The organism is Flavobacterium sp. HSC-32F16 (assembly GCF_024171645.1).
Taxonomy (GTDB): Bacteria; Bacteroidota; Bacteroidia; order Flavobacteriales; family Flavobacteriaceae; genus Flavobacterium.
In genome coordinates this window covers 152,813-177,874 of the sequence record NZ_JALKAC010000005.1, presented here as the reverse complement: position 1 = coordinate 177,874, position 25,062 = coordinate 152,813, and the positions used below count along the sequence as shown (strand labels likewise).

25 protein-coding genes and 1 tRNA gene are annotated in these 25,062 nt (G+C 33.5%); 20 read left to right on the top strand and 6 right to left on the bottom strand.

What is annotated here, in order from left to right:
• The 3 genes from L1276_RS15880 to L1276_RS15870 all read right to left on the bottom strand — a co-directional run bounded on the left by L1276_RS15880 (window position 1) and on the right by L1276_RS15870 (window position 6,244).
• Complete coding sequence (locus L1276_RS15880) at window positions 1-1,320, bottom strand: GntP family permease (protein WP_253789413.1); 1,320 nt, start codon at window positions 1,318-1,320, stop codon at window positions 1-3.
• Between the two features lie 204 nt (window positions 1,321-1,524).
• Window positions 1,525-3,054 (bottom strand): SusD/RagB family nutrient-binding outer membrane lipoprotein, encoded by a 1,530-nt coding sequence (locus L1276_RS15875; RefSeq protein ID WP_253789411.1) that lies wholly within the window; start codon window positions 3,052-3,054, stop codon window positions 1,525-1,527.
• Window positions 3,055-3,088: 34 nt separating this feature from the next.
• Window positions 3,089-6,244, bottom strand: a complete 3,156-nt coding sequence (locus L1276_RS15870; RefSeq protein ID WP_253789409.1) for a SusC/RagA family TonB-linked outer membrane protein — start codon at window positions 6,242-6,244, stop codon at window positions 3,089-3,091.
• A gap of 232 nt (window positions 6,245-6,476) precedes the next feature.
• On the opposite strand from L1276_RS15870, the gene L1276_RS15865 reads away from it, so the two are divergent.
• Window positions 6,477-7,244 (top strand): nitrilase family protein, encoded by a 768-nt coding sequence (locus L1276_RS15865; RefSeq protein ID WP_253789408.1) that lies wholly within the window; start codon window positions 6,477-6,479, stop codon window positions 7,242-7,244.
• Here L1276_RS15865 and L1276_RS15860 read toward each other — a convergent pair.
• Window positions 7,241-8,929 (bottom strand): Ig-like domain-containing protein, encoded by a 1,689-nt coding sequence (locus tag L1276_RS15860; protein WP_253789406.1) that lies wholly within the window; start codon window positions 8,927-8,929, stop codon window positions 7,241-7,243. The genes L1276_RS15865 and L1276_RS15860 overlap by 4 nt on opposite strands.
• 190 nt (window positions 8,930-9,119) lie before the next feature.
• Between L1276_RS15860 and L1276_RS15855 the strand changes: the two genes are divergently transcribed.
• The 7 genes from L1276_RS15855 (at window position 9,120) to L1276_RS15825 (ending at window position 15,603) form a co-directional block, all read left to right on the top strand.
• A complete protein-coding gene (locus tag L1276_RS15855) occupies window positions 9,120-10,106 on the top strand; it encodes a hypothetical protein (protein ID WP_253789404.1) in 987 nt (328 codons plus the stop codon).
• Window positions 10,066-12,429, top strand: coding sequence for a hypothetical protein (locus L1276_RS15850; RefSeq protein ID WP_253789402.1), 2,364 nt, complete (start codon window positions 10,066-10,068; stop codon window positions 12,427-12,429). The genes L1276_RS15855 and L1276_RS15850 overlap by 41 nt, the downstream gene beginning before the upstream one ends.
• A gap of 6 nt (window positions 12,430-12,435) precedes the next feature.
• Window positions 12,436-12,840: a methylmalonyl-CoA epimerase gene (mce, locus tag L1276_RS15845; protein WP_253789400.1), complete on the top strand. Its 405-nt coding sequence runs from the start codon at window positions 12,436-12,438 to the stop codon at window positions 12,838-12,840.
• 146 nt (window positions 12,841-12,986) lie between these two features.
• Window positions 12,987-13,060: transfer RNA gene (locus tag L1276_RS15840), tRNA-Ile, on the top strand.
• Window positions 13,061-13,185: 125 nt separating this feature from the next.
• Window positions 13,186-13,917 carry a hypothetical protein gene (locus tag L1276_RS15835; RefSeq protein ID WP_253789398.1) on the top strand — a complete coding sequence of 244 codons (732 nt, stop codon included), beginning with the start codon at window positions 13,186-13,188 and terminating at the stop codon, window positions 13,915-13,917.
• 42 nt (window positions 13,918-13,959) lie between these two features.
• Window positions 13,960-14,376, top strand: a complete 417-nt coding sequence (locus L1276_RS15830) for a very short patch repair endonuclease (protein WP_253789397.1) — start codon at window positions 13,960-13,962, stop codon at window positions 14,374-14,376.
• A 3-nt stretch (window positions 14,377-14,379) separates the two neighbouring features.
• Window positions 14,380-15,603, top strand: a complete 1,224-nt coding sequence (locus L1276_RS15825; protein ID WP_253789395.1) for a restriction endonuclease — start codon at window positions 14,380-14,382, stop codon at window positions 15,601-15,603.
• Here the strand turns inward: L1276_RS15825 and dcm are convergent.
• The gene (gene dcm / locus L1276_RS15820) at window positions 15,587-16,576 is read right to left on the bottom strand and encodes a DNA (cytosine-5-)-methyltransferase (protein WP_253789393.1); all 990 of its coding nucleotides are present in this window, start codon (window positions 16,574-16,576) and stop codon (window positions 15,587-15,589) included. The two genes, L1276_RS15825 and dcm, sit on opposite strands and share 17 nt — an antisense overlap.
• Before the next feature lie 595 nt (window positions 16,577-17,171).
• On the opposite strand from dcm, the gene L1276_RS15815 reads away from it, so the two are divergent.
• Window positions 17,172-17,336 (top strand): hypothetical protein, encoded by a 165-nt coding sequence (locus L1276_RS15815; protein ID WP_253789391.1) that lies wholly within the window; start codon window positions 17,172-17,174, stop codon window positions 17,334-17,336.
• A gap of 32 nt (window positions 17,337-17,368) precedes the next feature.
• Here L1276_RS15815 and L1276_RS15810 read toward each other — a convergent pair whose 3' ends face one another.
• On the bottom strand, window positions 17,369-17,959 hold the full coding sequence (locus L1276_RS15810; RefSeq protein WP_253789389.1) for a riboflavin synthase: 591 nt from the start codon (window positions 17,957-17,959) through the stop codon (window positions 17,369-17,371).
• A gap of 57 nt (window positions 17,960-18,016) precedes the next feature.
• Here L1276_RS15810 and pdxA point away from each other — a divergent pair, with 57 nt between their 5' ends.
• From pdxA to L1276_RS15755, 11 genes are all read left to right on the top strand, one after another.
• Complete coding sequence (gene pdxA, locus L1276_RS15805) at window positions 18,017-19,066, top strand: 4-hydroxythreonine-4-phosphate dehydrogenase PdxA (protein WP_253789387.1); 1,050 nt, start codon at window positions 18,017-18,019, stop codon at window positions 19,064-19,066.
• A gap of 105 nt (window positions 19,067-19,171) precedes the next feature.
• The gene (locus L1276_RS15800) at window positions 19,172-19,714 is read left to right on the top strand and encodes a DUF177 domain-containing protein (protein ID WP_253789385.1); all 543 of its coding nucleotides are present in this window, start codon (window positions 19,172-19,174) and stop codon (window positions 19,712-19,714) included.
• Window positions 19,715-19,723: 9 nt separating this feature from the next.
• Window positions 19,724-19,918: a 50S ribosomal protein L32 gene (rpmF, locus tag L1276_RS15795; RefSeq protein WP_008465217.1), complete on the top strand. Its 195-nt coding sequence runs from the start codon at window positions 19,724-19,726 to the stop codon at window positions 19,916-19,918.
• A 172-nt stretch (window positions 19,919-20,090) separates the two neighbouring features.
• Window positions 20,091-21,089, top strand: coding sequence for a beta-ketoacyl-ACP synthase III (locus tag L1276_RS15790; protein WP_253789383.1), 999 nt, complete (start codon window positions 20,091-20,093; stop codon window positions 21,087-21,089).
• Between the two features lie 23 nt (window positions 21,090-21,112).
• Window positions 21,113-21,601, top strand: coding sequence for an acetyl-CoA carboxylase biotin carboxyl carrier protein (gene accB, locus L1276_RS15785; protein ID WP_253789382.1), 489 nt, complete (start codon window positions 21,113-21,115; stop codon window positions 21,599-21,601).
• A gap of 108 nt (window positions 21,602-21,709) precedes the next feature.
• Window positions 21,710-23,056 (top strand): acetyl-CoA carboxylase biotin carboxylase subunit, encoded by a 1,347-nt coding sequence (accC, locus tag L1276_RS15780; protein ID WP_253789381.1) that lies wholly within the window; start codon window positions 21,710-21,712, stop codon window positions 23,054-23,056.
• A 307-nt stretch (window positions 23,057-23,363) separates the two neighbouring features.
• The gene (locus L1276_RS15775) at window positions 23,364-23,660 is read left to right on the top strand and encodes a hypothetical protein (protein ID WP_253789380.1); all 297 of its coding nucleotides are present in this window, start codon (window positions 23,364-23,366) and stop codon (window positions 23,658-23,660) included.
• 112 nt (window positions 23,661-23,772) lie between these two features.
• Complete coding sequence (locus L1276_RS15770) at window positions 23,773-24,069, top strand: hypothetical protein (protein WP_253789379.1); 297 nt, start codon at window positions 23,773-23,775, stop codon at window positions 24,067-24,069.
• A 25-nt stretch (window positions 24,070-24,094) separates the two neighbouring features.
• Window positions 24,095-24,385, top strand: coding sequence for a hypothetical protein (locus tag L1276_RS15765; protein ID WP_253789378.1), 291 nt, complete (start codon window positions 24,095-24,097; stop codon window positions 24,383-24,385).
• Between the two features lie 18 nt (window positions 24,386-24,403).
• Window positions 24,404-24,700, top strand: coding sequence for a PepSY-like domain-containing protein (locus L1276_RS15760; RefSeq protein WP_012022730.1), 297 nt, complete (start codon window positions 24,404-24,406; stop codon window positions 24,698-24,700).
• Window positions 24,701-24,716: 16 nt separating this feature from the next.
• Window positions 24,717-25,013 (top strand): PepSY-like domain-containing protein, encoded by a 297-nt coding sequence (locus L1276_RS15755; RefSeq protein ID WP_253789377.1) that lies wholly within the window; start codon window positions 24,717-24,719, stop codon window positions 25,011-25,013.
• The last annotated feature ends 49 nt before the right edge of the window (window positions 25,014-25,062 follow it).

Genomic DNA, 25,062 nt, shown 5'->3' with positions numbered 1-25,062 from the left:
TTAATGTATAATTGAGTTTAAAATAAATACGAAAACAATTCCTAAAACAGATACTAATGATTCCATAACCGTCCATGATTTGAACGTGTCTTTAAGGCTGATATTAAAATATTCTTTGAACATCCAAAAACTTGGATCGTTTACGTGTGAGCACATTAAGCTTCCGGCTCCAACAGATAAGACTAACAGGTTGGGATCTAGACCAGTAGTTTGTAACAAAGGTAATAAAACACTTGCAGTCATTAATCCGGCTGCGGTTGCAGAGCCCACACAAACGCGAATAATCGCTGCCATCATCCAAGCCAATAAATACGGATGAATGTTTATTTGTGTTAAGGCCGCAACAATAGTTTCGTTTACACCACTTACAATCATCACTTCTTTCAAACCTCCGGCACCGCCCACAATTAAAACGATCAAAGCGACATCTTTTATAGCAGCGGCGTAATCTTCCATTACAGATGTGATGCTTCGGTTCATTCTAATTCCTAAAGTGTACGTGCAGATAAGTAAAGAAATAAGCATAATCATACTTGGTTCTCCTAGCGTTTTGCAAATATTTTCTACCGTTTCATTTTTTATAAAAATGGGCAATATTGATGTAAGTGTTAATCCAAAAACCGGAAATAAAGCCGAAAATAAACTAAGTGAAAAACTTGGAAGTTTACCGTGGTTTACGACTTCTTGGACATTCAAAATTTCATGATCCGATTCGGTTTTTATGTTTTTAAGCAAATTCGAGAACAATAAACCCGCAATAAAAATAGTCGGGATTGCAATTATAATTCCGTAAACTAAAACGAGTCCAATATCAGCATTTAAAATACTGCTCAAAGCCATTGGTGACGGATGTGGGGGCAAAAAACCGTGTGCTACTGAAAGCGAAGCCAGCATTGGGATTCCCAGATATACTTTTGACAGTTTAAATTGGTGGGCTACTGAAAAGATTAGAGGTACTAACAAAACAAATCCAACACTATAAAATAGAGGTATCCCAACAATAAATCCGGTAATCATTAAGCCAAGCCGAACGTATTTTCTGCCCGTCCATCCCATAACAGTTTTGGCAATTACATTGGCGGCGCCTGATGAAACGGTAAGTTTACCAATACAGGTTCCGAAAACAATAATCAAAGTAATAGATCCTAACATTTCGCCCAGTCCTTTTTGAACTGTTTGTGATAAAGTATTTATTGGCAGGCCTAAAAACAGGCCTGATAATAAAGCTGTTATGATAAAGGCAATAAATGGATTGATTTTAAGCCAAGCTATTTGAATGATTAAAAATGCAATGCATGCCGTAAGAATTAAAATGCTCATTTATCTTTTGTATTATTAACTACGTTGAGAGTAATTTTTTATTAAGCACATAGAAGCATAGATTTTTTTAGTTGAATTAGGAGTTTAAAAAAAGCCAGCTTTTAATACATAGTAACTATGTTTATTAATGCAATTGAAACGACTTTCTTAACACTTTCAAAAACTATTTTTAAATGTGTTTAATTACGTCAACGGTTATTGTTTTTATTTATCCCACCAGATTCTCGTTGTAAAAGCATCTTCACCCTGACGTTTAACCGCTTCAGCTAAGTTAGTTGAATTCACTGAATATTCGCTGGTTGAGTATTTTAAACGTCTTGGTATTGTGCCGTTTGTAACATTTCCGGGGAAATTTACAGGCGTTAAAACAGGATATCCGGTTCTTCTCCAGTTGGCATAAATTTCTTGTTCGTCTACAAATAAGGCTATGTAAATCTGTGTATGAATCTGGTTCATTTTTGCATCAAATGATCCTGCAGCATTGTACGGATTTGCGGTTAAGTAGGGCGCTGCATCCGGAATAGTATAAGCCGCACCATAAATTCCCATGTTTAAGAAAGAGGCTTTTACGCCTTTTTCATATAAATCTTTATCTGTTTCATTAGTATACCAGCCTCTTGCCGCAGCTTCAGCTAGATATAAATGAGTTTCAGCATTGCTGATTAAAACCAGCGGTGCATCATATTTAAAAACGGTGCTTTGGTTTGGTTCAGAATATGCTGCTTGTTCTGCAGGACTTGGAGCTGTTTTGATTCCGTTAGGAAAACCTTTTTGAACAGCAAGACTTGTATTTTGAGAACTTCCCTGCCAAACTCCGGCATAAACGCTGATTCTAGGATCGGCAGTGGATTGTAATAAATCGATAAATGTTTTAGCCAATTTACCGCCTTCAACATTTTTCTGTCCAAAAGATCCTGCTGTAAAATCTTGTCTTCTGGCATCAAAACCAACGGGATTTCTATTGAAATCATTTGGTCCGTCAGTATATTTCATGATCGCATTATCAGCTGTGTTAAGAATCACACCTCCGGCAATGGCTTTGGTTACCCAAGTTTGAGATAACGCCGGATCAACTTTCGATAATCTTAAACCCAAACGAAGCATTAAAGAATACGAGAATTTTTTCCATTTTGCGACATCGCCGTCATAAATAAAATCAGATTTGCCGAAACTTGGTTTTGCCGGATCCAATGCGACAGCAGCTTCGTCTAATTCCTTCAATAAATCTTTGTAGATAAATTCCTGAGAATCATATTTTGGAAGGAAAACTTGTGCGCTGTTGGCTTTCGATGCTTCAGAATATGGAATGTCTCCATATAAATCGGTTAGTTTATGATACAAATATGCTTTCCAGATTCTGGCAATATTAAATCGGTTGCTGTCGGCCGGACTGTTTTTTAAAGCATCGATTACAATTTGTGTTTCGTTTATCCCGGTTGGATAGGCCTGATTGAAATAGGCCGAAAAATAAACTTCATTACTTAAATATTTATCTCCCACTCCCGAAGCTTCTTTGTAAGTTGCATAATGCTGCAGTAAACCGCCGCATTCGAGAATATTGGTAAAGAAATAATTGTTATTTAAACCATCGAGTTGTGCTTTGCTGAAAACAAAATTCGGATTTGGTTTATCAACAGAGTTGGGATTGGTGTTGGTTTCTTCAAAATCATTGGTACAAGAGGCCATACTTCCTAAAAGTATTCCTGCGATATATAATATGGTTAACTTTTTCATGTCTTTTAATTTAGAAATTAGAAATAAAGCGAGTTTAAAATTTGACATTTAAACTTAAACCGAAACTTCTGGTTTTTGGCACTCCAAATTGTTCTACACCCTGAGCATTTCCTGCACTAAATACAGATTCCGGATCTACGTTTGGTGTTTTCTTATAGAGAATAAATAAGTTTCTGGCCACAAATGAAATTGAAGCTCCCTGAAGTTTTGATAATCCTTTTATTTTCTCAATTGGTAATTGATAACCTAAAATAATTTGTCTTAGTTTGATGAAACTGGCATCATAAACAAAAGTCGAAGAGATATTTCTTAAACCGTCATAATACGTTCTTAAGTTTTCTGGTGCAATGACCATATCCACCGGATTTCCGTTAGTGTCAACCCCTTTAATTGGTAAACCGCTTTCACGACCTTCAAGGGTCAGTTTAGTTAATCCCATACGAGTTCCGTATAAATCAGTTCCGGAGTATAAACTTCCTCCAAATTTACCGTCGATTAAAAAGCTGAATGAGATGTTTTTGTACTTAAACTCATTGCTGATTCCTGCTCCCCAAGGATGAACTCCCTGACCTAATTCTTCCAGCGGACCTTGAGCTATAGTTGCCGAACCGCCGCTTACGTTATAAACCGTATTTCCGTTGGCGTCTTTACGAGGTTTATATCCTTTAATGATACTGTACGGACGTCCAACATCACTTGTAATCGTAACATATCCATTTACAGAAGTTGCCATCGTAATAGAATTCAACTGATCTGTAAGTGCTTCAACTGTGTTTTCATTATATGAACCATTGAAACTGGCATCCCATGAAAAATTTTCTGTATTAATGATTTTGCCGCTTACTAAAAACTCAACTCCTTTGTTTCTCATTTTTCCAAGATTCAATAAAGCGGTATTAGCTCCGGAAGCGTTTGAGATTGTAGTTTCGACAATATCGTTTGTTGTTGCACGATTGTAATAAGCAAAATCAACATTTAAACGATTATTAAAAAATCCTAAATCAGTTCCAACTTCAAAAGTGGTTGAAGTAAGCGGACTTAAAGTTGAATTAGGAACTCTGGTACTTGTTGGACCTTGCAATTGTTGTCCGTTGTGTCCGCCCTGAACCATTGTGTACGATTGGTTTAATGCATACGGATCCGGAGTTGCGCCTCCAACCTGCGCCCATGAAGTTCTTAGTTTGGCAAATGAAACAAATTCCGGCATTTTTACAATATCGGATACAATAATACTAGTTCCCACAGAAGGATAAAAGACAGTATTATTTTCTTTTGAAAGTGTAGAAAACCAATCCTGACGACCTGTAAAGTTTAAGAAAACAACATTTTTATAATCTAAATCTACGGCGCCGTAAACTGAGTTTGTTTTTGTTTTTCCGTAGGGATAGGTGTAGGCAAGCGTAGACAAATTGCTTAAAGCATAAAAATCATCCAATACAAAATTTGACCCTTCAACTCTTGTTTCGTCTCTTAAAGTGGTACGCGAGTTAACCCCAAGTAAAGCATTTAAAGAAAAATTGCCATAAATGTTTTTCTTCGTATAATTAAGAATTGCCTCTGAGTTTAAATTCGATAATTTTACTTTTGAACCTTGTGCGTATCCAACCGGATTGTTTAAAGTTGTTTTTGGGATGTATCCGAAGAAATCATAATCAGTATAATCCTGGCCAATTCGTCCCTGAAGGAATAACTCAGGAGTAAAGTTTAACTTCACATTCAACATTCCGATAAAACGGTTTTTAGTGTCTTTGTTTCTAATTTTATTTACTACAAAATAAGGATTTGTAGCTACAGCAACCGGATTCCATGCTTCTTCAACACCATTTTCATCATAACCCGGGGCAAGATTTCTAATGTCAACCGTATTGGCGATCATGTATGTTCCCCAGTTTGGATTTGCTTCAGCATCGGAAACCGTAACTCTGTTGTTTGATTTCTCCAAATTATACTGCGCCACAACATCAAATTTTAACCAGTCTGTCATATTAACGTTACTCGCAATATTGATGCTTTTTCTGTTGAAATCAGAATTTGGCACCACAGATTGATTATCTGTATTGGAGAAAGAAAGACGTCCTGTGGCTTTTTCAGTTCCTCCGGATAAAGCGATGGAATTAATGAAAGTCGTTCCGGTTTCGTAGAAGTTTTTTATGTTATTTTTTTGTGCCGAATAGGGTCTTGCCACACCATCAAATTGTACAACATCGGTTCCGTCCATTTTAGCTCCCCACGACCAGCGTCCGGCAGCAATAGCTTCAGATTGATTAATTGGTTTTTTTCCGTTTGATCCTGAACCATATTCGTACTGCCAATCAGGAATGATAGAAGGCGTTTCAAAAGTAAATGAAGTATTATAATCAACTCCAATTCCTTTTTGGGCAGCACCTCTTTTCGTCTGAATCAAAATAACTCCGTTTGCTGCATTTGCTCCGTATAAAGCCGCCGCAGTTCCGCCTTTTAAAACCGTAATCGTTTTAATATCATCTGGATTTATTACAGAAGTTCCGTCTCCGCGATCCACATTAATTCTTGTAGATCCTGGTCCGTTTCCAATTCCAGGCAAATTAAGCTGTGTATTATCAATTGGTAAATCGTTCACTACATACATCGGCTGGTTATTTCCGTTTAGCGAACCATTTCCTCTTATTACAACTCGGCTTGATCCGTTGGGTCCCGTTGCAGTGCTGCTCACGTTTACACCGGCAATTTTTCCAACCAAAGCATTGGCAATATTGGTTTCTTTTGCTTTTGTAAATTCAGTTCCTTTAAGTTCTGTTACCGCATAAGCAACAGATTTACTGCTTTTTTTAACTCCTAATGCTGTCACCAAAACTTGGTCTAATACATTTTCGGCAGGTTTTAAATTGATTATTAAATTGGTCGTACGGTCTAAGTTAAATTCTAAAGTTCCGTAACCCATATATGAAATGACAATTTGCTTTTCGTTTTCAGGAACATTCAGTTTAAATTTTCCTGTTTCGTCTGTGATCGTGGCTATTTTAGAATTGCTTTTAGCATAAACGGTTGCGCCGGCAATTGGTATTCCGTCATCCTGGCCTATTACCTGACCTGTAATTTCAACCTGATTGCTGTTTTGTTCATAGAGATGCTTTTTTATTGCAATCTCCTTTGCATTTGCTGAGAGCATTATTCCCCCAATAAATACTAATGAAATGAGCTTTGTTTTCATAATAGTTTGGTTTTCATGTTTTTTTGGTTTTGTTGTCGAATCAAATATATAGATTTATTTTTCACACTTGCATATTTTTTGCATAAAATGCATATTTTTTGCAATAAAATTTATTTGAATATTTTTTTGATCCAAAAAATAGTAGATTTCTAAGGGCATTCTGAGAAAATTTTGCAGAATATGCTTTTTATCAGAAAAATTGATTTTGGTTGAAAATTCGTATTTTTGGAATATGAAAATTGCACTTATTCAATCAGATCTTCATTGGGAAGATGTTTCAGAAAACAAAAAAATGTTCGAATCAAAAATAAATCAGATCGATTCTGAAGTAAATTTGATCGTTCTTCCCGAAATGTTTTCGACAGGATTTACAATGAATCCATCCGCCGTTGCCGAAACAATGGAAGGTGAAACTGTTTTATGGATGAAGAAAATGGCACAAGAAAAAAATAGTGCCTTAACAGGAAGTTTAGTAATTACAGAAAACGGTAATTATTACAATCGAATGTTTTTTGTATTTCCGTCGGGAGAAATCCAATACTATGATAAACGTCATTTATTTTCTTTGGCGGGAGAAGATAAATTCTACACCGCCGGAACTGAAAAAGTTATTGTAGAGTATCTGGATTGGAAAATCTGCCTGCAGGTTTGTTACGACTTAAGATTTCCTGTTTTTGTTCGAAATGTCGAAAATTACGACTTGCTTTTATACGTTGCCAATTGGCCAAAAGTTCGCACAAATGCCTGGGACGCATTGCTTAAAGCACGCGCCATTGAAAACCTGAGTTATCTAGTAGGGGTAAACCGAGTGGGTTTAGATCATAATGATTACGAACACACGGGGCATTCTCAAGTTGTTGACTTTTTAGGGAATTACATTTTAGAACCACAAGAAACAGAAGCTGTTTTTGTGGTTGATTTAAATAAAAATGAAATGTTGGAAACAAGAAAAAAACTGGATTTTCTAAGTGATAAAGATAGTTTTGAAATTAAAATCTAGAAAGCTTTACGTTTCTTTTCGTCGTCTTTTCTCTTTTTCAAATCTTCTTTTTTCTCTACGTCAGGGTTATACGGAACACTTAAATCAATAGTTTCGTTAACATCCCAATTGGTTCGTACATCGATTTCTCGTTGAAAATAAAATACTTCTTCGGCATATCTTTTTTCAAGGAAACTACCAGTATCGTACATTTTGTTTTTATTATCATCGTAGATAACTCTTATCGTAAACTGCGATGGGAGCATTAAATTGAATTCAATTTGAGTTTTTCCTTCAGAATAATCACTTGCAAGTATTTCATCTCCCTTTTTATTAGTTACTTCAACTATAATAGGGAAACGTTTGACATTTTTTAAATTCAATATTAAATTACCATAATCCGCAACTTCTTTTGTGTTGAGTTTATAGGATAAAGTATCATTTGTTTTTTCATAAAAATCAGTCAGTGCTCCCGGTAAAAAAGTAAAATGGTACTTTTCCAGTGGTTCTTTTTTGAAATCAACATACAATTTCTGTTCAAATTCGTTGTATTCTGTTGTGAAATCAATCGCCGTAGAGTCTTTGCTGACTAACTTTATTTTTGATTTATCAAATTTAACCAATGGAGTTTCGGTTTCTAAAGTAAATCGGTCTCTAAAATTAATAACCCCGTTTTGAACCGCTTTAATATTTAAAGTATCTTTTTTCTGGTCTTTAACCTTAAAATTAAATTTTTTGGTATAAGTATCTTTAGTCACTTCTAATGATAAAGAATCAACTTTTAATGGTTTATACCAAACCTGAAGTGAATCTTTTTTAGGAAACTGAGTTATGATAGTTTCTAAAGTTTCACCATTGTTTTTAAGTACAATTGCAGGTCTGTTCGTTTTAAAATTCTGTTTTCCTTCATACGGAAGAAGTAATCTGTTGCCCGAAGCTTGTATAGGTTTAAAAGTCTTTAGCGGAAGCGTTTCCTTAAATAATTCTAATTCAAATATAGTGTCATTTGGAACTGTAATAAAGTGTTTGATAAAGCCTATTTTATCATCTTTGGGATTGTATTTATTATTAGCTGACTTGTCTTTTAAAGCCACTAAAAGATATTTTCCAGCTTTTAAATTTTCAAATTCAAAAGTTCTTAAACTATCTAAAGTATTGGTGATATAACGAGGAAATTCTTTGTAAATAACAGAATCTTTATATTTATCATTTGCCTCATAAAGCATTACTGAAACAAAATTATCTACATTTTTGGCATACGAATCTTTGATTTTTCCGCCAAGTTTAAGAGAATCAATATAGGGTCCTGTCGAAAAAATATACTTAAATTGGTTTATTGCATTTCCTTCATTATTGTCTGCAATACTTTGTCCAAAATTAAAGCTGTAAGTTGTATTGGGCTGTAAAGTATCTTTTATTTTTATGTTTATGAATTTGCTTACTCCGGTTGGTGTTATCAACGGTTCATATTTCATTGGAGGAGAAATAATCAACTGCTTGTTCAGGTTTTTTAATTTGATATATTCATCAAAGACCAAAGTAATTTCATTTCCTTTAAAATCTGTAGTAAAGTTTTTTGGCGTACTCGAAACCAAAACAGGTGCCAGTGTATCTTTTAATCCGCCGGTAATACTGCCTCTTTTGGCGCAGCTCATCATTAATAATACCAGTAAAAATGAAATATATTTGAATTTGCTTTTAAACATAGCGGTTTTTGAATTTGATTGCACAAAATAACAATTATATTTGCTTTAATTGAAATTTTTTGGCCATTTATTAGGATTTGATACCGTATATATTTTTACAATTTTTAAGAATCAAAATCTCTCATACGATATAATTTCTTACTTTTGAATTTCAATATAATATTACTTCGTTTTGGTTAAAAGATTTTTTTTGGGTTTGTTATTTCTTTTTCTGACAGCGTGCAGCAAAAATGAACAGCCCATAATTTCTTTTTATTATTGGAAAACCAATTTAAAATTTTCAGAAACAGAAAAAACCGCTCTGAAAGATAATGATGTACACAAACTCTACATTCGTTATTTTGATATCGGACTTCATCCTCAAACGCAAGAACCCTTTCCGATAAGCCCTATTCATTTTTACGAAAACGTACAGGAATTTGAAATTGTTCCGGTTGTTTTTATTCAAAATAAAGTAATGCTTAGAAAGGATCTGAATGTTGAGGATCTGGCCGAAAAAACAATTCATTTAATTACTGAAATCAATAAGAAGAACAAACTTAATTGTACCGAAATTCAAATTGACTGCGATTGGAGTTTGAACAGTAAAGACAATTATCTTAAATTTATTGAACAGATTAAAAAGCTTTCGAAGAAAAAACTTTCGGCAACAATCAGGCTTCATCAGGTGAAATACTTTAAGAAAACTAAAATTCCAAATGTAGACAACGGCGTTTTGATGTTTTATAATATGGGAAGTATTGCGCCAGATTCATTGAATTCTATTTACAGCCAAAAAATCTCAGAGAAATATCTTAAAAGTTTAAAAAAATATCCGCTGCATCTTGATTATGCGCTTCCTATTTATTCATGGGCGATTCATATTAGAAATGAGAAAGTTTTAGGTTTGCGTTCTAAACTGAATTTCAGTGAACTCAAAAAAGATAAAAACTTTGAACAGATAAGCCCGATATTTTTCAGAGCCAGACAATCTAATTACAAAAACGGTGTTTATTACGAAGAAAATGATCTCTTGAAAACAGAGACTATTTCTCCAGAAGATTTAAAAGAAATGGCTGAAGATTTAGAAGATAATAAAGCTCAGTCCCCAAAAGAAATTATATTTTACGATTTAGACGAATTCAATTTAGATAATTATGAAAAGAATATTTTTAAGCAGGTTGTTTCTTGGTTTTAGTGCCGCTTTCCTTTTTGTGTACGGAATAATTTATGCTTGCGCAGATGGTGACTGGGATTATATGGGATCATACACTTCTAATTTTACTCCGGAAACCTTTGCAGACGAATCGTATTCGCCGCTTTTTTTGTCGGGTGGTATTTTCTACGGAATTGGTTTTGATACCCAGCATAATTCACGCTTTAATAAAAATATAAAATCAGATTGGGCAGATTACCTTAAAGGAAAAACCGATACAACAACAGTAAATTATTTTTTGATTGGAGATGAACGTCCAGGATATTATCCTGATGGAAAAAATGCAATTCAGAATAAAGAAGAAATTACGGATCTACATGTTTTTTATAAGAATAAAAAAGAAAACAAAAGCTCACAGAAATGGGGCAAAAAGATCAACTTGAAAGACGATAAAATTAAAAACTTTATCGAATTTTTGTATTTAGCTCAAAAAATTGAAACTGTGTCTACTAGTGAAGAATATTGGGGTTATGAACCCGTTGCGGCAAAAACATTCGATGATGCCAAAATGATTCAGTCGATAGAAAATGTTTACAATACATTGTCGGATCCTTTCCTAAAAAACAGATACTGGTTTTTAACCATGAAAGCCCGTTTTTACAGCAATGATAAACAAAAAGCAATAGACTTTTTTAATAAAACAGAAAGTGCTGTTGCAAAAAACACGTTGTACTATCGCGCTCTGGCATATGTTGCCGGGATCAATTACCAGCAAAAAAAATATGCGGTTTCAAATTATTTGTATGCGCAGGTTTTTGATAAATGCCCAGAATTACGTGTAGTTACAGCTTATAGTTTTCATCCTAAAAATGAAGCCGATTGGAATAAAGCTTTAACAATGGCAAAAAATAATAAAGAAAAAGCGGCACTTTGGGCTATTCACGGATATTATAAAGATGAAAAACAGGCAATTGAAAAGATTTATGAACTTGATCCAAAAAGCGAGCATTTAAATTATCTGGCAACAAGATTGGTAAATGGGCTTGAGCAGTCTATAAATAATTCATTTCAGCAGAATGCCGGAGACGATAAGCCTAAAAAGAAATTGACTGTTGCAGAAAGTAAAAAAGAAAATCAAGTTAAGGTGGATCAAAAATCGTTAGATCTAATCGCTAAAATTTCGGCATCAGGAAATACGGACCGACCTTATTTATGGGATTTATCTCTGGGATATTTGCAGACTTTAAAAGGAGAATACGCTAATGCCGATAAGAATTTTGATAAAGCGGTAAAAACGCTTCCAAAAAATGAATTGGCAGGAATGCAGCTTCGTTTATTACGTTTTGTAAATAATGTGAGCAAAATTGATAAATTGACAGACAAAAACGAAAAGACAATTCTAGCCGATTTGAACTGGTTATACAACGAACTTCCAAAAACATATAAAGGACAGGAATTTCGTTATCAAAACGCTTCTTCATGGAGCAGAAATTATTTGTCGACTCTTTACAGAGAAAAAGGGAACTTGGTTTTGGCCGAGATTTTTGGCGAATCACGTTACAGCTATTGGAACGATGGAAATTCGTTTTATGATAATGAAAAAAATCTGCAAGCCATAAAAGCATTTTTATCTAATTCTAATAGAACCGAAATTGAGAATATCGGGGCGGGAATTTATAGTTTAAAACTAAAAGATATCAATAATTTTCAGGCAGTTCAGGCGACTTTTAAAAATAAAATTCCTGAAGCTATCGAATTTTTAAAACAGACAGATTCAGTTCAGTATTATAAATTTTTAGGAAACCCGTTTAACGGAAGTATAAAAGATTGTCACGACTGCGATCATGCGGCTTATCAAAAAAGAAAATATACGCAAATGGATTTCTTAACTACTATTAAAGAAATGCAGGATAAATTGGCTAAAAACGAAGATGTTTACACAAATAGTTTATTGTTAGGAAATGCATTTTATAATATTTCGCATTTTGGAAACGGAAGAACTTTTTACGAGATTACTATCGTAGGTTATGGTTCAAGTCCATACTCGTTTAGAGATTCTATGAAAAAGATGATTACGGACTGCAGTGTTTCAAAAATGTATTATCAGAAAGCATTGCAGGCTGCAGCAACAAAAGAGCAGAAAGCAAAATGTGTGTACTTAATTTCAAAATGCGAACGAAACGAATATTATAATAATAAATATAACAGCGTAAGATATTGGTGGGATGCAAATGACGATAAAGTTAACTTTATCGCCTGGAACGGATTTAAAACGCTTCAAAAAGATTATTCAGATACTAAATATTATCAGGATGTAATTGCAGAATGCGGTTATTTTAATTCTTATGTTACTCAATTAAGATAAAATCAGATGATAAATAAAATAGAACATATTGGAATTGCCGTAAAAAATATGGATGATGCAAATGTATTGTTCGAGAAATTATTGGGCGTTCCGTCATACAAAGAAGAAACGGTAGAAAGTGAAGGCGTTTTAACTTCTTTCTTTCAAACCGGAACCAACAAAATTGAACTTTTAATGGCGACAAGTCCGGAAAGTCCAATTGCGAAGTTTTTAGAAAAGAAAGGTGAAGGCATTCATCATATCGCTTTTGATGTAGAAGATATTCATGCTGAAATTTCCCGATTAAAAAGTGAAGGTTTTGTGCTGATTAATGAAGTTCCGAAGAAAGGCGCTGACAATAAATGGGTAGTTTTTCTGCATCCGAAGAACACAAATGGCGTTTTGGTAGAGCTTTGCCAGGAAATTATTTAAAAAAAAATCATTTTTTATTTTAAATAAGGCATTGAAAATCAATATTATTTTTGAAACAAAGGGTTTGAAATGAAATTAAATGCAAATCATGTCTTAAAATATTTGGAGTGAATGAAAAATAGTAGTAATATTGCAACCTCTAAACCGGTCCTATAGCTCAGCTGGTTAGAGCACCTGACTCATAATCAGGTGGTCCCTGGTTCGAGCCCAGGTGGGACCACTTCTTTAGAATAGAAAGCCTTTACAGCAATGTAAAGGCTTTTTTGTTGATGTAAATTTTATTTTGTAATATTTTTCTATCAATTAAAAACATATTTTTGCTTTTAACAAGATAAAAGTAAAATCATGAAGTTAGACAAAAAGAATAACATCTATTTCATCACTTTAAAAAAGAATTTTGAAGCAAAAGAAGTTAATGCTGCTTTTGTAAAACAAGCTTTTGATTTTGCCTATGAAATGGTTTATGGAGAAGGATTTCATAGAATTAAAAGATCGGGCGGGCATTTGAATCGTACAAATGCAGAGATTTTTCAAAATACTTTTCAGGGAAAATTAGCCGAAATTGTATTGTATGAAAATTTAAAACTTCAAAATATTGAGGTTGAAGTTCCTGATTTTAGCATTCATGGAAAAGGAGTTTGGGATGAAACCGATTTAAAAGCAAACGGGAAATCTATTTGTGTAAAATCGGCGGCTTTTTTTTCTAATCTTTTGCTTTTGGAAACTAAAGATTGGAATCCGGAAGGGAAATATATTCCGAATCTCGATAATTCAAATATTGATACTTACGATTTTTTTGTTTTGGTTAGAATTAAGCCTGATATAAAATTTATTTTAAAAAGTATTCCTCAAAACAAAGAAAATTTATGGCAGGAAATTGAAAACGCGGTTTGGTTTTGTGATATTCCGGGTTGTTGTTCTTTAAAAACAATTCGGCACATAATTAAAAATCAATATGTTATTCCTAAAAATGCTTTGCTGAATGGAAAAACAAAAATGGATGCCGAGAATTATTATATCCAATCTGGAGATTTACATGATTTAGATGATTTGTATTCGGGTTTAAGGGAAAAATAGATTAAATTTATCTTTAAAAGACAAATTTAATCTTAAGGAACGATGGATAATTTAACTCCTGAACAACGGAGAAAAAATATGCAGGCGATAAAAAGTACGGCGACAAAAGATGAAGTAAGATTGGCAAAAGCTTTATGGAAATTGGGATATCGATATCGCAAAAACAACAAAAAAATATTTGGAAAACCAGATTTAACTTTCGCCAATTATAAGATCGCTATTTTTATTGACAGTGAATTTTTTCACGGAAAAGATTGGAAAACGCAGCAACTCCGAATCAAATCGAATCGGGAATATTGGATTCCGAAAATCGAACGTAATATGAAACGTGATATTGAAGTCAACGAACATTTGCTTTCAAATAATTGGAAAGTTTTACGGTTTTGGAGCAAAGAAATTCAAAAAGAATTAGAATCTTGCATCGAAAAAATTAAAGAAGAAATTGAACTTTCAAAATAAATAATGTTTCTACAAACTCAAACGAATCAAAATATCGAAAATTATACAAGTGCTTTAAAGGCAATTGGTGCGTTTTCGAATTTGTTTAGTTCTTCAGATAAACCCTTTATTCAATACCGGGTTGCCGAAAATGCTTTTTGTAAAGCTTTTGGTGCCGACAATCTCGCCCGCGCAGATGTGGCATACGATGCGATAATAAACGGTTGTGGTGTTGGTATTAAAACATTTATATTATCTGGAAGTTCAAAAGTTGAAAAGGTAGCAGAGTTTAATTCGAGAAGTTCAGACTTAAGAATACTCAAAGGTTTAGATTTAGCCCATAAACTAGCCGATTTTAGGAATGAACGGATAGAATTTGCAGATAGACTTTACAATACTAAAAATAGAGTGTATCATATCATTGGCCGTGATAAGTTTTTGATTAAAGTTTTTGAAACTTCTTATGATTTAATTGACAAAGATTCAATTCAAATATTAGAAGAAACAAAAAGTTCGCTGAAATTTAAAGACGCTTTAAACGAGTATAATTTTAATTTTTCTAAAAGTGTTTTAATGAAACGCTTTATAATTCCGAAAGAATGCATTGAAATTGATGTTGAGATTTTAGAAGAACCAATTAATGTACTTTTAAATCTAACACAGCCAAGCTTAAATACACATACTGATTTTGCGAAAGAAAAGCTTCAAGCCGTCATTGGTTTATTGGCGGAAGAAGAATTAATCCCATTTGTCGATTATGTTGTTCTGCCCTTATATTCTCCCGAAGCCAAAAAGAAATTAAAAGAACCGATTGTACCAATAAAAAGTCAGCTGAATCAATGGAATGCCGGAGGAAGGAAAAGAGATCCGGGAGAGGTTTATATATCGATACCATCAAAAATTAGAAACAATGCTCCTGATTTTTTTCCTGAAAAAGATGTGATTTTTAATCTTAAAATTCCAAATGGTAAAACTCTTTCTGCAAAAGTGTGTCAGGACGGGAGCAAAGCTTTAATGACCAACCCAAACAAAGCCATGGCCGACTGGATGCTCCGTGATGTTTTACTACTGAAAGAAAACGAAGTTCTGACTTATGATAAACTCAGAAAAATTGGTTACGACAGCGTAAAAATCACAAAATCGACAGATCAGGATTATTTTATAGATTTTACAAAATTAGACGAATACGAATCTTTTATAGAAAAAATATTAGAAGCTCAGGATGGGCAGTTTAAGCTTTTTCTTTAGACTTTTTTGTCTTCTTTGATTCTACTGTTTCAAGTACTTTGTAAATTTCAGATGCCAGTCTTTCAATAACCGGCATGCTTACAGAGTTTCCAGCCTGTTTATACAAATGTGAATTTGAAATGGCAGGAAGTTTAAAGTCATCAGGAAAACCCTGAAATCTAAAGCATTCTCTTGGGGTGAGTTTTCTAAAACCAAAATTAGTTGTAATAAGCGGTACATTATGCCCGCCGGTTCCCATATTGGCAGTCAGGGTAGGGCAAACACTCGATTTATTTTCACGAACATATTGTCGTCTAAACTGATAAATTCTATCCTTGTTTGTGATAGATTCTCTCAGCATATCGTACATATATTTATCTTCGTGATAATAAAACTTTTCGTCGACCTTTTCTTTAATAATTAAATCTTTGATTGATTTGGTTAAATTTTCTTTTTCAGGAAAATGAAACTTAAATTTATCATCGTTTATATAATTTTTATCAAAAGCAACAATGAAAATCCTTTCTCTGTTATGAGGAATGTTTCCAAAGTCTTTGGTATTCAAAACCGCGCTGTCAAAAGTATAACCGCGTTTTGTAATTTCCTGTTCGATAACTTTGATAGTGTTTCCTTTGTCGTGACCTTTTAAGTTTTTTACATTCTCAAGAAAAATAACATTAGGACGCATTTCATCTACAAAATCTAAAATTTTAAAGAAATGATTTCCTCTGCTGTCTTCAAAACCTTTTCTATAACCCGCAACCGAAAATGGCTGGCATGGAAATCCTGCTGTTAAAATATCAATTTTTTTTAGAGCAGTAACATCCAGGGCCATCACATCACCTTCAATAAGGTTGTGTTCAAAATTATTTTTATAGGTTATGCAGGCATTTTTGTCAAATTCATTTGCCCATTCTAGTTTAAACCCAGCTTTCTCAAACCCTAAACATATACCTCCTACACCTGCATACAAACTTCCAACTGTTTTCTTCATTTATTATTTGCCCTGATTTAATGAATGACCTTTTAGGTTCTTGTTTTAATTATGCAAATATATTAATTCGCGAACACTTGACCACTGTGACAATTTAAAAAGAAATTTTAGATTGATTTTAAAAGTCGTAATTTACAGTTCTTTCTGACTTATTTTGAATTTTGATGTTTTTTTGAAAAAAAATATTTTGTGAGATTTTTTTGTCAAACAGTAAAATTTAAAAAATAAAGCTTAATTTTATAATAGTATGAATTTTAGATAATAAACCTAGTAATTCCCCGTTTAATAAGGTGTTAGATGGGATTGAGAAAGAAACACACTAATTGAAAATGTGTTTTTTTGAATAAGATAATCTAACAAAAAAACCAAATTATAACATAATCCGTATGTTAAGGATGTGAGGTCTTTTTAGTTATAAAGTTGTTTTTTTCTAAAAATCATATATTTTTGCCAAAGAATTTCTTTAAAAGAGTCTTTTTTATGAGAAATTTCAACGAAAAATATTTGCCAGTATAGATATAGTATTGATTTTCAGCGCCCCAAGTTTATGAAGATAATAAGAATTATTTTTTTAGTATTTTTTCTAGTATTGAATATGTCAAGTGTTCTATCTCAAACTCCTCCATGTCCAGGAGGTTGTGACCCAGAGGGACCTTTAGAAGGCCCAATAAATGAAGGTCTGCCTTATTTAATTGTTGCCGGTTTATTATTGGGCACAGCAGTTATATATCGAAATAAAACAAAAAAAGCTTCAATTTAATTGAAGCTTTTTTTATGCGATAAACTTTTCTCTTATTTATTTATCGAATAAAGTCTCGAAATATATTTTCCAACAACATCAAACTCTAAATTGATTTTCGTTCCAACTTTAAAATCTTTAAAATTGGTATTTTCAAAAGTGTAAGGTATTATCGAAACACTGAATTCGTTTGTTTTGGAGTTTACAACCGTTAAGCTTACTCCGTTAACTGTAATAGATCCTTTTTCGATTGTAATATTGTTGAGGTTTGGATCATATTCAAAAGTATAATTCCAGCTTCCGTTGGCTTCTTCTATTTTAATGCAGGTTCCGGTTTGGTCTACGTGACCCTGAACAATATGCCCGTCAAGACGATCTCCAAGCTTCATTCCTCTTTCCAGATTAACAATATCGTTGACTTTCCAGTCGCCAATATTCGTTTTTAAAATAGTTTCCTCGATTGCTGTAACGGTATAAAATGAATCTTTTACAGCGACAACTGTAAGGCATATTCCGTTGTGCGAAACGCTTTGATCAATCTTTAATTCGTTTGTAATTGAGGAGTCAACTGTAACGTGTAAGTTGTTTTTATCTTTTTGTATTTCGTGAATCCTTCCAAGGGTTTCAATAATTCCTGTAAACATTGTGGTTTTATTTTACTAAATTTGCACATCAAAATTAGTAATAAATAAGCTGAGCTCATGAATAAAAAAGCAGAAAATATAATTGTTGGAATTTCAGTAGGAGATTTAAACGGTATTGGAAGCGAAGTTATACTCAAAACATTCGAAGATTCGCGAATGTTAGAATTGTGTACACCAGTTATTTTCGCAAATGCTAAAATACTTTCTTTTGTTAAAAAAAGTTTTACCTCTACAGTGCAGTTTCATGGTGTAGATAAATTAGATCAGGTAATTCCGGGAAAAGTAAATGTTTATAATCTTTGGAGAGAAGGTGTAGATATTAATTTAGGAACAAATGATGAAAAAATAGGCGGATATGCAATAAAGTCATTTGTTGCGGCAACAAAAGCTTTAAAAGAAGATTTGATTGATGTCCTGGTTACAGCCCCAATCAATAAATATAATATTCAGTCAGAAGATTTTAAATTTCCGGGCCACACAGATTATTTAGATCAGGAGTTAGAAGGAAATGCCTTGATGATGATGGTTCAGGATAATTTAAGAGTTGGACTGCTGACAGATCATGTACCTTTAAATGAAGTTTCTTCTCATTTGACAGAAGAATTAATTATTAGAAAAATCGAAACCATTAGAAAATCTCTAATTCAGGATTTTAGTATTGTAAAGCCAAAAATTGCAGTTTTGGGATTAAATCCGCATTGTGGAGATGGCGGCGTAATAGGAAAAGAAGACGATTTAGTTTTAAAACCGGTTCTGAAAAAAATATTTGACAGCGGTACTTTGGTTTTTGGACCTTTTTCTGCCGATGGATTTTTTGGAAGCGGACAATATGAAAAATATGATGCAGTTGTAGCGACTTATCATGATCAGGGGTTAATTCCGTTTAAGACATTAGCATTTGGTAAAGGAGTGAACTATACTGCGGGTTTAGATAAGGTAAGGACTTCTCCGGATCACGGTACGGGGTATGATATTGCCGGAAAAGATATGGCAGATTTTAACTCATTTAAAGAAGCCGTTTATCTTGCTCTGGATATTTTTCGCTCGCGTAATCAGTATGAGGAGATTAGCGAAAAACCTCTTAAAATAAAAGAAAAACAGTTATAAACAAAAAAAGGTGAATAAGATTATTAGATTTACAATAATTTTATATCTTTGCACCCCAATTCAGATATGTAGTTTTGTATTTGAATTGTACAAATTGATGTTGAAATGAGCAAATCAAAAGAATTTTTAATTCCTTTCGTAGGATTAAAGCTGGGAAAACACCATTTTGAATATCAAATAGATAACACGTTCTTTAAGGACTTTGAATACGATGAGTTTCAAAGTACAGACATTAAAGTCGATTTGGTTTTCGATAAGAAAAGCAATATGTTAGAATTAGAATTCAAACACAAAGGAACGGTAAATGTTCCTTGTGATCTAACAAGCGAAGATTTTGATCTTCCTTTAAAAGGGAAAATGAAGTTGATTGTACGCTTTGGAGAAGAATTCAATAATGATAATGAAGAATTGTTGATTTTGCCGCATGGAGAACATGAATTAGATGTGTCACAATACATTTATGAAATGATAGCACTTTCAGTGCCTCTAAAACGAATTCATCCGGGAGTTAAAGACGGGACATTACAAACCGAAGCTTTGACAAAATTGAATGAATTAAGCATAAAAGAACAAAAGGAAGAGAGTAAACAAGAAGAAGATATTGACCCGCGTTGGGAAAAATTAAAGAAACTATTAACGGATAAATAATATAGTAAAATGGCACATCCTAAGAGAAAAACCTCGAAAACAAGAAGAGATAAGAGAAGAACACACTATAAAGCTACTGTAGCTCAAATCGCTACATGCCCTATTACAGGTGAAGCGCATTTATACCACAGAGCTTACTGGCACGAAGGTAAAATGTATTACAGAGGGCAAGTTGTTATCGATAAATCTGAAGCGGTTGCTTAATACGTTTTTGTAAATTATACTAGAACTCTCACATAGTGAGAGTTTTTTTTGTTGGTTATAATTTTTGTTTTTTAAGAAAATACAGGCAAATTCGTTTTGATTTTTTTTGTAATTTTCGAGTCTTTTAAAAATTTTTCAAATACTAATATTTGAAAGGAAATAATAGAATATAATGAATACAATCACAGCCGCAATTACCGCTGTTGGAGGCTACGTTCCAGACTTTGTGCTTTCTAATAAAGTGTTGGAAACAATGGTAGATACCAATGACGAATGGATTACCACTCGTACAGGAATTAAAGAAAGAAGAATTCTTAAAGATGCTGATAAAGGAACATCTTACCTTGCCATACAAGCTGCAAAGGATTTAATAGCAAAAGCTAATATTGATCCTCTTGAAATTGATATGGTTATAATGGCAACTGCAACGCCAGATATGATGGTCGCATCTACAGGAGTCTATGTTGCAACAGAAATTGGAGCTTCAAATGCATTCGCATACGATTTGCAGGCGGCTTGTTCAAGTTTCTTATACGGAATGTCTACTGCTGCGGCTTATGTACAATCTGGAAGATATAAAAAAGTTCTTTTAATTGGAGCCGATAAAATGTCGTCAATTGTGGATTATACAGACAGAGCAACTTGTATTATTTTTGGTGATGGAGCAGGAGCAGTTTTGTTCGAACCAAATTATGAAGGTCTGGGGTTACAAGACGAATACTTAAGAAGTGATGGTGTAGGAAGAGATTTTCTTAAAATACCAGCAGGAGGATCTTTGATTCCGGCTTCAGAAGATACTGTGAAAAACAGACAGCACAATATTATGCAAGATGGAAAAACAGTATTTAAATATGCTGTAACCAATATGGCAGATGCCAGCGAATTAATCTTGCAAAGAAACAATTTAACAAATCAGGATGTTGATTGGTTAGTGCCTCACCAGGCGAATAAGCGCATCATCGATGCAACTGCAGGAAGACTAGAATTAGAAGAGTCTAAAGTGTTAGTTAATATCGAAAGATATGGCAATACAACTTCAGGAACATTACCTTTGGTACTTTATGATTTTGAGAAACAACTCAAAAAAGGAGATAATATTATTTTAGCAGCATTTGGAGGAGGATTCACTTGGGGATCTATTTACTTAAAATGGGCTTACGATAAGAAATAAATTAAAACTAAAAACGAATCATTATGGATTTAAAAGAAATTCAAAACCTAATCAAATTTGTAGCAAATTCGGGTGTTGCAGAAGTGAAGTTAGAAATGGATGATGTAAAAATCACGATCAGAACAACTTTAGAAGGAAATGTAACGGAGACGACTTATGTACAGCAATTGCCAGCTCAGGCTGCATTGCCTCAAACAGCTGCTCCACAAGTAACTGCTCCAGTAGTTGTAAATGCTGCTACTGAGGCTCAAGCTCCAGCTGAGAATTCTAAATTCGTTACTATAAAATCTCCAATCATTGGAACATTCTATAGAAAACCATCTCCAGACAAACCAGTTTTTACAGAAGTTGGAAGTACTATCGCAAAAGGAGATGTTCTTTGTGTAATTGAAGCAATGAAATTATTCAATGAAATCGAATCAGAAATTTCAGGTAAAATTGTGAAAATTCTTGTTGACGATATGTCGCCAGTTGAATTTGATCAACCTTTATTCTTAGTAGATCCATCATAAATAAATTTAGATTTTAGATTTTAGATTTTAGAATGGATTTAAAGAGAATTTTTTAACCATCTAAAATTATCTAATTATCAAATTGTCTAATTATCTAATTAAAATAAGATGTTTAAAAAAATATTAATTGCGAATAGAGGAGAAATTGCACTTCGTGTAATTCGTACGTGCAAGGAAATGGGAATCAAGACTGTAGCAGTTTACTCTACAGCCGATGCAGAAAGTTTGCATGTTAAATTTGCTGACGAAGCGGTTTGTATTGGTCCTCCTCCAAGTAACTTATCGTATTTAAAAATGTCAAATATTATTGCTGCTGCAGAAATTACTAATGCTGACGCAATACACCCAGGATACGGTTTTCTTTCTGAGAATGCTAAATTCTCAAAAATTTGTCAAGAGCACGGAATCAAATTTATTGGTGCAGCTCCTGAAATGATCGACAGAATGGGAGATAAAGCTTCTGCAAAAGCTACAATGAAAGCCGCAGGAGTTCCATGTGTGCCAGGTTCAGACGGATTATTAGAATCTTATGAGCATGCACTAAAAGTAGCTAAAGAAATTGGTTATCCAGTTATGATGAAAGCTACTGCTGGTGGTGGTGGAAAAGGAATGCGTGCTATCTGGAAAGAAGAAGAGCTTTTAAAAGCTTGGGAAAGTGCACGTCAGGAAGCTGCTGCAGCATTTGGAAATGACGGAATGTACATGGAGAAACTTATCGAAGAGCCACGTCATATCGAAATTCAGGTTGTTGGAGATTCTTACGGAAAAGCATGTCACCTTTCTGAGAGAGACTGCTCAGTACAACGTCGTCACCAAAAACTTACAGAAGAAACACCTTCACCTTTCATGACAGACGAATTGCGTACTAAAATGGGAGAAGCTGCTGTAAAAGCGGCAGAATTCATTAAATACGAAGGCGCTGGAACTGTAGAATTTCTTGTGGACAAACACAGAAATTTCTATTTCATGGAAATGAATACGCGTATTCAGGTTGAGCACCCAATTACTGAACAAGTAATTGATTACGATTTAATTCGTGAGCAGATTATGGTTGCTGCCGGAATTCCAATTTCTGGAAAAAACTACCTTCCAGAATTACACGCTATCGAATGTCGTATTAATGCTGAAGATCCTTATAATGATTTTCGTCCTTCACCAGGAAAAATTACTACGCTTCATATGCCGGGAGGCCACGGAGTTCGTTTAGATACTCACGTATACTCTGGTTACAGTATTCCGCCAAATTACGATTCTATGATTGCTAAGTTAATTACAACAGCGCAGTCTCGTGAAGAAGCTATCAGCAAAATGCGAAGAGCTCTTGATGAATTTGTGATCGAAGGCGTGAAAACTACAATACCTTTCCACAGACAATTAATGGATGATCCAAAATATATTGCAGGAGATTATACAACTGCATTTATGGATACTTTTAAAATGAATAGTCCAGAATAATTTAAAGGCCGTCAATATTGACGGCCTTTTTTGTTTTAAAATGATTTTTTTTGATCAATAAGCTTGTTTTGGTTTTGATAAGTTTTATTGTTTTTTGATTGAAGTAAACACTAATTGTGTATACTTTTTACACACTGTTTTATCAGTTTACACACTTTTTTATATTTTTCATTTTTTGGCATAAAGCTGTAAATCCCTTTAAATACAGGTCTTTATGTAGGTTTAAGTGGTCATGTTTGATTTTCGGCACAATAGTTTCTTTATCTAAAGTGTAAAACAAACTATTAACTATTTAAATATACACATTATGAAAAATTTATTTTTATCAGCCGCAATTGTTTTAGGAGGTTTAACAACATTTGCTTCTACAACTCCAATTACAAGTTCTATAGTAAAAGTTATATCAGTTGCAGACGAGTATACTGAAATTAAATTAGAAGAATTACCAGCTCCAATTGTTGAGTCTTTGAAAAAAGCGTATCCGGATGCCGTAATTACTAAAGCATACAAAAACGAAAAATCAGAGTATAAATTAGACGTAACAGTAGGTGAAAAAGTAGGAAATCTTTTTGCTAATGCTGACGGAACCTGGATTAAAAAATAATCCTAAAAAACTCTAAGATTAAAAAAGTAATCAAACAATCTAACTTAGGTTCTTATGGAGATTCAAATTAAGAATACTAAAATTAAATTAACAATATTAAAACATCACTATCATGAAAAATTTATTTTTATCAGCCGCAATCGTTTTGGGAGGTTTAACATCATTTGCTTCAACTTCGCCAACTACAAATACAATCGTAAAAGAAGTATCATTTCAAGATGATTATACAGAAGTAGCATTAACAGAAGTACCGGCAGCGGTAACAGATGCACTTAAAAAAGCATATCCGGATGCAGTTCTTAATAAAGCATACAAAAACAGTGCTTCTCAATACAAATTAGAAGTTACCGTTGGAGACAAAGTAGGATCTCTTTATGCTAATGCAGATGGAACCTGGGTAAAAAAATAACAACTAACCCTAAAAAACTATTATTATGAAAAAGCTAATATTATCGGCAGCAATCCTATTAGGAGGGCTGTCAATGCAGGCAGAAAATACTGTTTTAACCACCACTACAGTAAATTCAGTAAAATATCAGGATGATTATAAAGAAGTCGACGCCGTTCCGGCAGCGATTAAAAAATCTCTGGATGATGCTTATCCGGGTGTAAAACTCGAAAAAGCATTTGTGAATTCAAACAAAGAATATAAGATTGAAATCACAGTTAGAGGAGAAAAATCTATTGTTTACACTGATGCAACAGGAAACATTCTTAAAAAATAATTATAAAAATTAAGCATTATGAAAAAATTAATCTTATCAGCAGCAATTATTTTGGGAGGTTTGTCTGTACAGGCAGCTGTTCCATCGCAAGTGAACTCAATAATTGCATCAGTAAATATCCAGGACGGATATACTGAAGTTACTGCAGATGCTGTACCAGCAGCTGTAAAGTCAACGATTGAAAAATCATTTCCAGGTACAAAACTTGAAAAAGCGTACAAAAACGACAAGAATGAGTACAAACTTGAAATTTCAAGCGGAGACAAAAAGTATACTGTATTTACAGATGCTTCAGGAAATATCATTAAAAAATAAATAAACACAGAGCAATATGAAAAAGTTAGCCATTTCAGCAGCAATTATTTTAGGCAGCTTATCAATTCCTGCAATTGCAGAGATAACTCCCAATAAAGTAAAGACGTCAATTTCTGTTCAGGCAGAATATACCGAAGTTACTACAGATGCTGTACCGGCGGCTGTAAAAACGGCTCTGCAAACTGCTTACCCTAATGCAAAATTGGTTAAAGCATATATTAATGATAAAAAAGAATACAAACTAGAAATATCAGTTGGTGACCAAAAGGCTACTGTGTATTCAGATGTCAATGGCAACTGGTTGAAGATATAATTAGGTGAAATTAGATTTATGTTTTTGGTGAAAAAGAGATTGCATCGTG

What these genes read in the sequence shown, in the direction of transcription:
- L1276_RS15880 (WP_253789413.1), bottom strand. Translation starts at nt 1,320, where the DNA reads ATGAGCATTTTAATTCTTACGGCATGCATTGCATTTTTAATCATTCAA.
- L1276_RS15875 (WP_253789411.1), bottom strand. Translation starts at nt 3,054, where the DNA reads ATGAAAAAGTTAACCATATTATATATCGCAGGAATACTTTTAGGAAGT.
- L1276_RS15870 (WP_253789409.1), bottom strand. Translation starts at nt 6,244, where the DNA reads ATGAAAACAAAGCTCATTTCATTAGTATTTATTGGGGGAATAATGCTC.
- L1276_RS15865 (WP_253789408.1), top strand. Translation starts at nt 6,477, where the DNA reads ATGAAAATTGCACTTATTCAATCAGATCTTCATTGGGAAGATGTTTCA.
- L1276_RS15860 (WP_253789406.1), bottom strand. Translation starts at nt 8,929, where the DNA reads ATGTTTAAAAGCAAATTCAAATATATTTCATTTTTACTGGTATTATTA.
- L1276_RS15850 (WP_253789402.1), top strand. Translation starts at nt 10,066, where the DNA reads ATGAAAAGAATATTTTTAAGCAGGTTGTTTCTTGGTTTTAGTGCCGCT.
- mce (WP_253789400.1), top strand. Translation starts at nt 12,436, where the DNA reads ATGATAAATAAAATAGAACATATTGGAATTGCCGTAAAAAATATGGAT.
- L1276_RS15835 (WP_253789398.1), top strand. Translation starts at nt 13,186, where the DNA reads ATGAAGTTAGACAAAAAGAATAACATCTATTTCATCACTTTAAAAAAG.
- L1276_RS15830 (WP_253789397.1), top strand. Translation starts at nt 13,960, where the DNA reads ATGGATAATTTAACTCCTGAACAACGGAGAAAAAATATGCAGGCGATA.
- L1276_RS15825 (WP_253789395.1), top strand. Translation starts at nt 14,380, where the DNA reads ATGTTTCTACAAACTCAAACGAATCAAAATATCGAAAATTATACAAGT.
- dcm (WP_253789393.1), bottom strand. Translation starts at nt 16,576, where the DNA reads ATGAAGAAAACAGTTGGAAGTTTGTATGCAGGTGTAGGAGGTATATGT.
- L1276_RS15815 (WP_253789391.1), top strand. Translation starts at nt 17,172, where the DNA reads ATGTCAAGTGTTCTATCTCAAACTCCTCCATGTCCAGGAGGTTGTGAC.
- L1276_RS15810 (WP_253789389.1), bottom strand. Translation starts at nt 17,959, where the DNA reads ATGTTTACAGGAATTATTGAAACCCTTGGAAGGATTCACGAAATACAA.
- pdxA (WP_253789387.1), top strand. Translation starts at nt 18,017, where the DNA reads ATGAATAAAAAAGCAGAAAATATAATTGTTGGAATTTCAGTAGGAGAT.
- L1276_RS15800 (WP_253789385.1), top strand. Translation starts at nt 19,172, where the DNA reads ATGAGCAAATCAAAAGAATTTTTAATTCCTTTCGTAGGATTAAAGCTG.
- rpmF (WP_008465217.1), top strand. Translation starts at nt 19,724, where the DNA reads ATGGCACATCCTAAGAGAAAAACCTCGAAAACAAGAAGAGATAAGAGA.
- L1276_RS15790 (WP_253789383.1), top strand. Translation starts at nt 20,091, where the DNA reads ATGAATACAATCACAGCCGCAATTACCGCTGTTGGAGGCTACGTTCCA.
- accB (WP_253789382.1), top strand. Translation starts at nt 21,113, where the DNA reads ATGGATTTAAAAGAAATTCAAAACCTAATCAAATTTGTAGCAAATTCG.
- accC (WP_253789381.1), top strand. Translation starts at nt 21,710, where the DNA reads ATGTTTAAAAAAATATTAATTGCGAATAGAGGAGAAATTGCACTTCGT.
- L1276_RS15775 (WP_253789380.1), top strand. Translation starts at nt 23,364, where the DNA reads ATGAAAAATTTATTTTTATCAGCCGCAATTGTTTTAGGAGGTTTAACA.
- L1276_RS15770 (WP_253789379.1), top strand. Translation starts at nt 23,773, where the DNA reads ATGAAAAATTTATTTTTATCAGCCGCAATCGTTTTGGGAGGTTTAACA.
- L1276_RS15765 (WP_253789378.1), top strand. Translation starts at nt 24,095, where the DNA reads ATGAAAAAGCTAATATTATCGGCAGCAATCCTATTAGGAGGGCTGTCA.
- L1276_RS15760 (WP_012022730.1), top strand. Translation starts at nt 24,404, where the DNA reads ATGAAAAAATTAATCTTATCAGCAGCAATTATTTTGGGAGGTTTGTCT.
- L1276_RS15755 (WP_253789377.1), top strand. Translation starts at nt 24,717, where the DNA reads ATGAAAAAGTTAGCCATTTCAGCAGCAATTATTTTAGGCAGCTTATCA.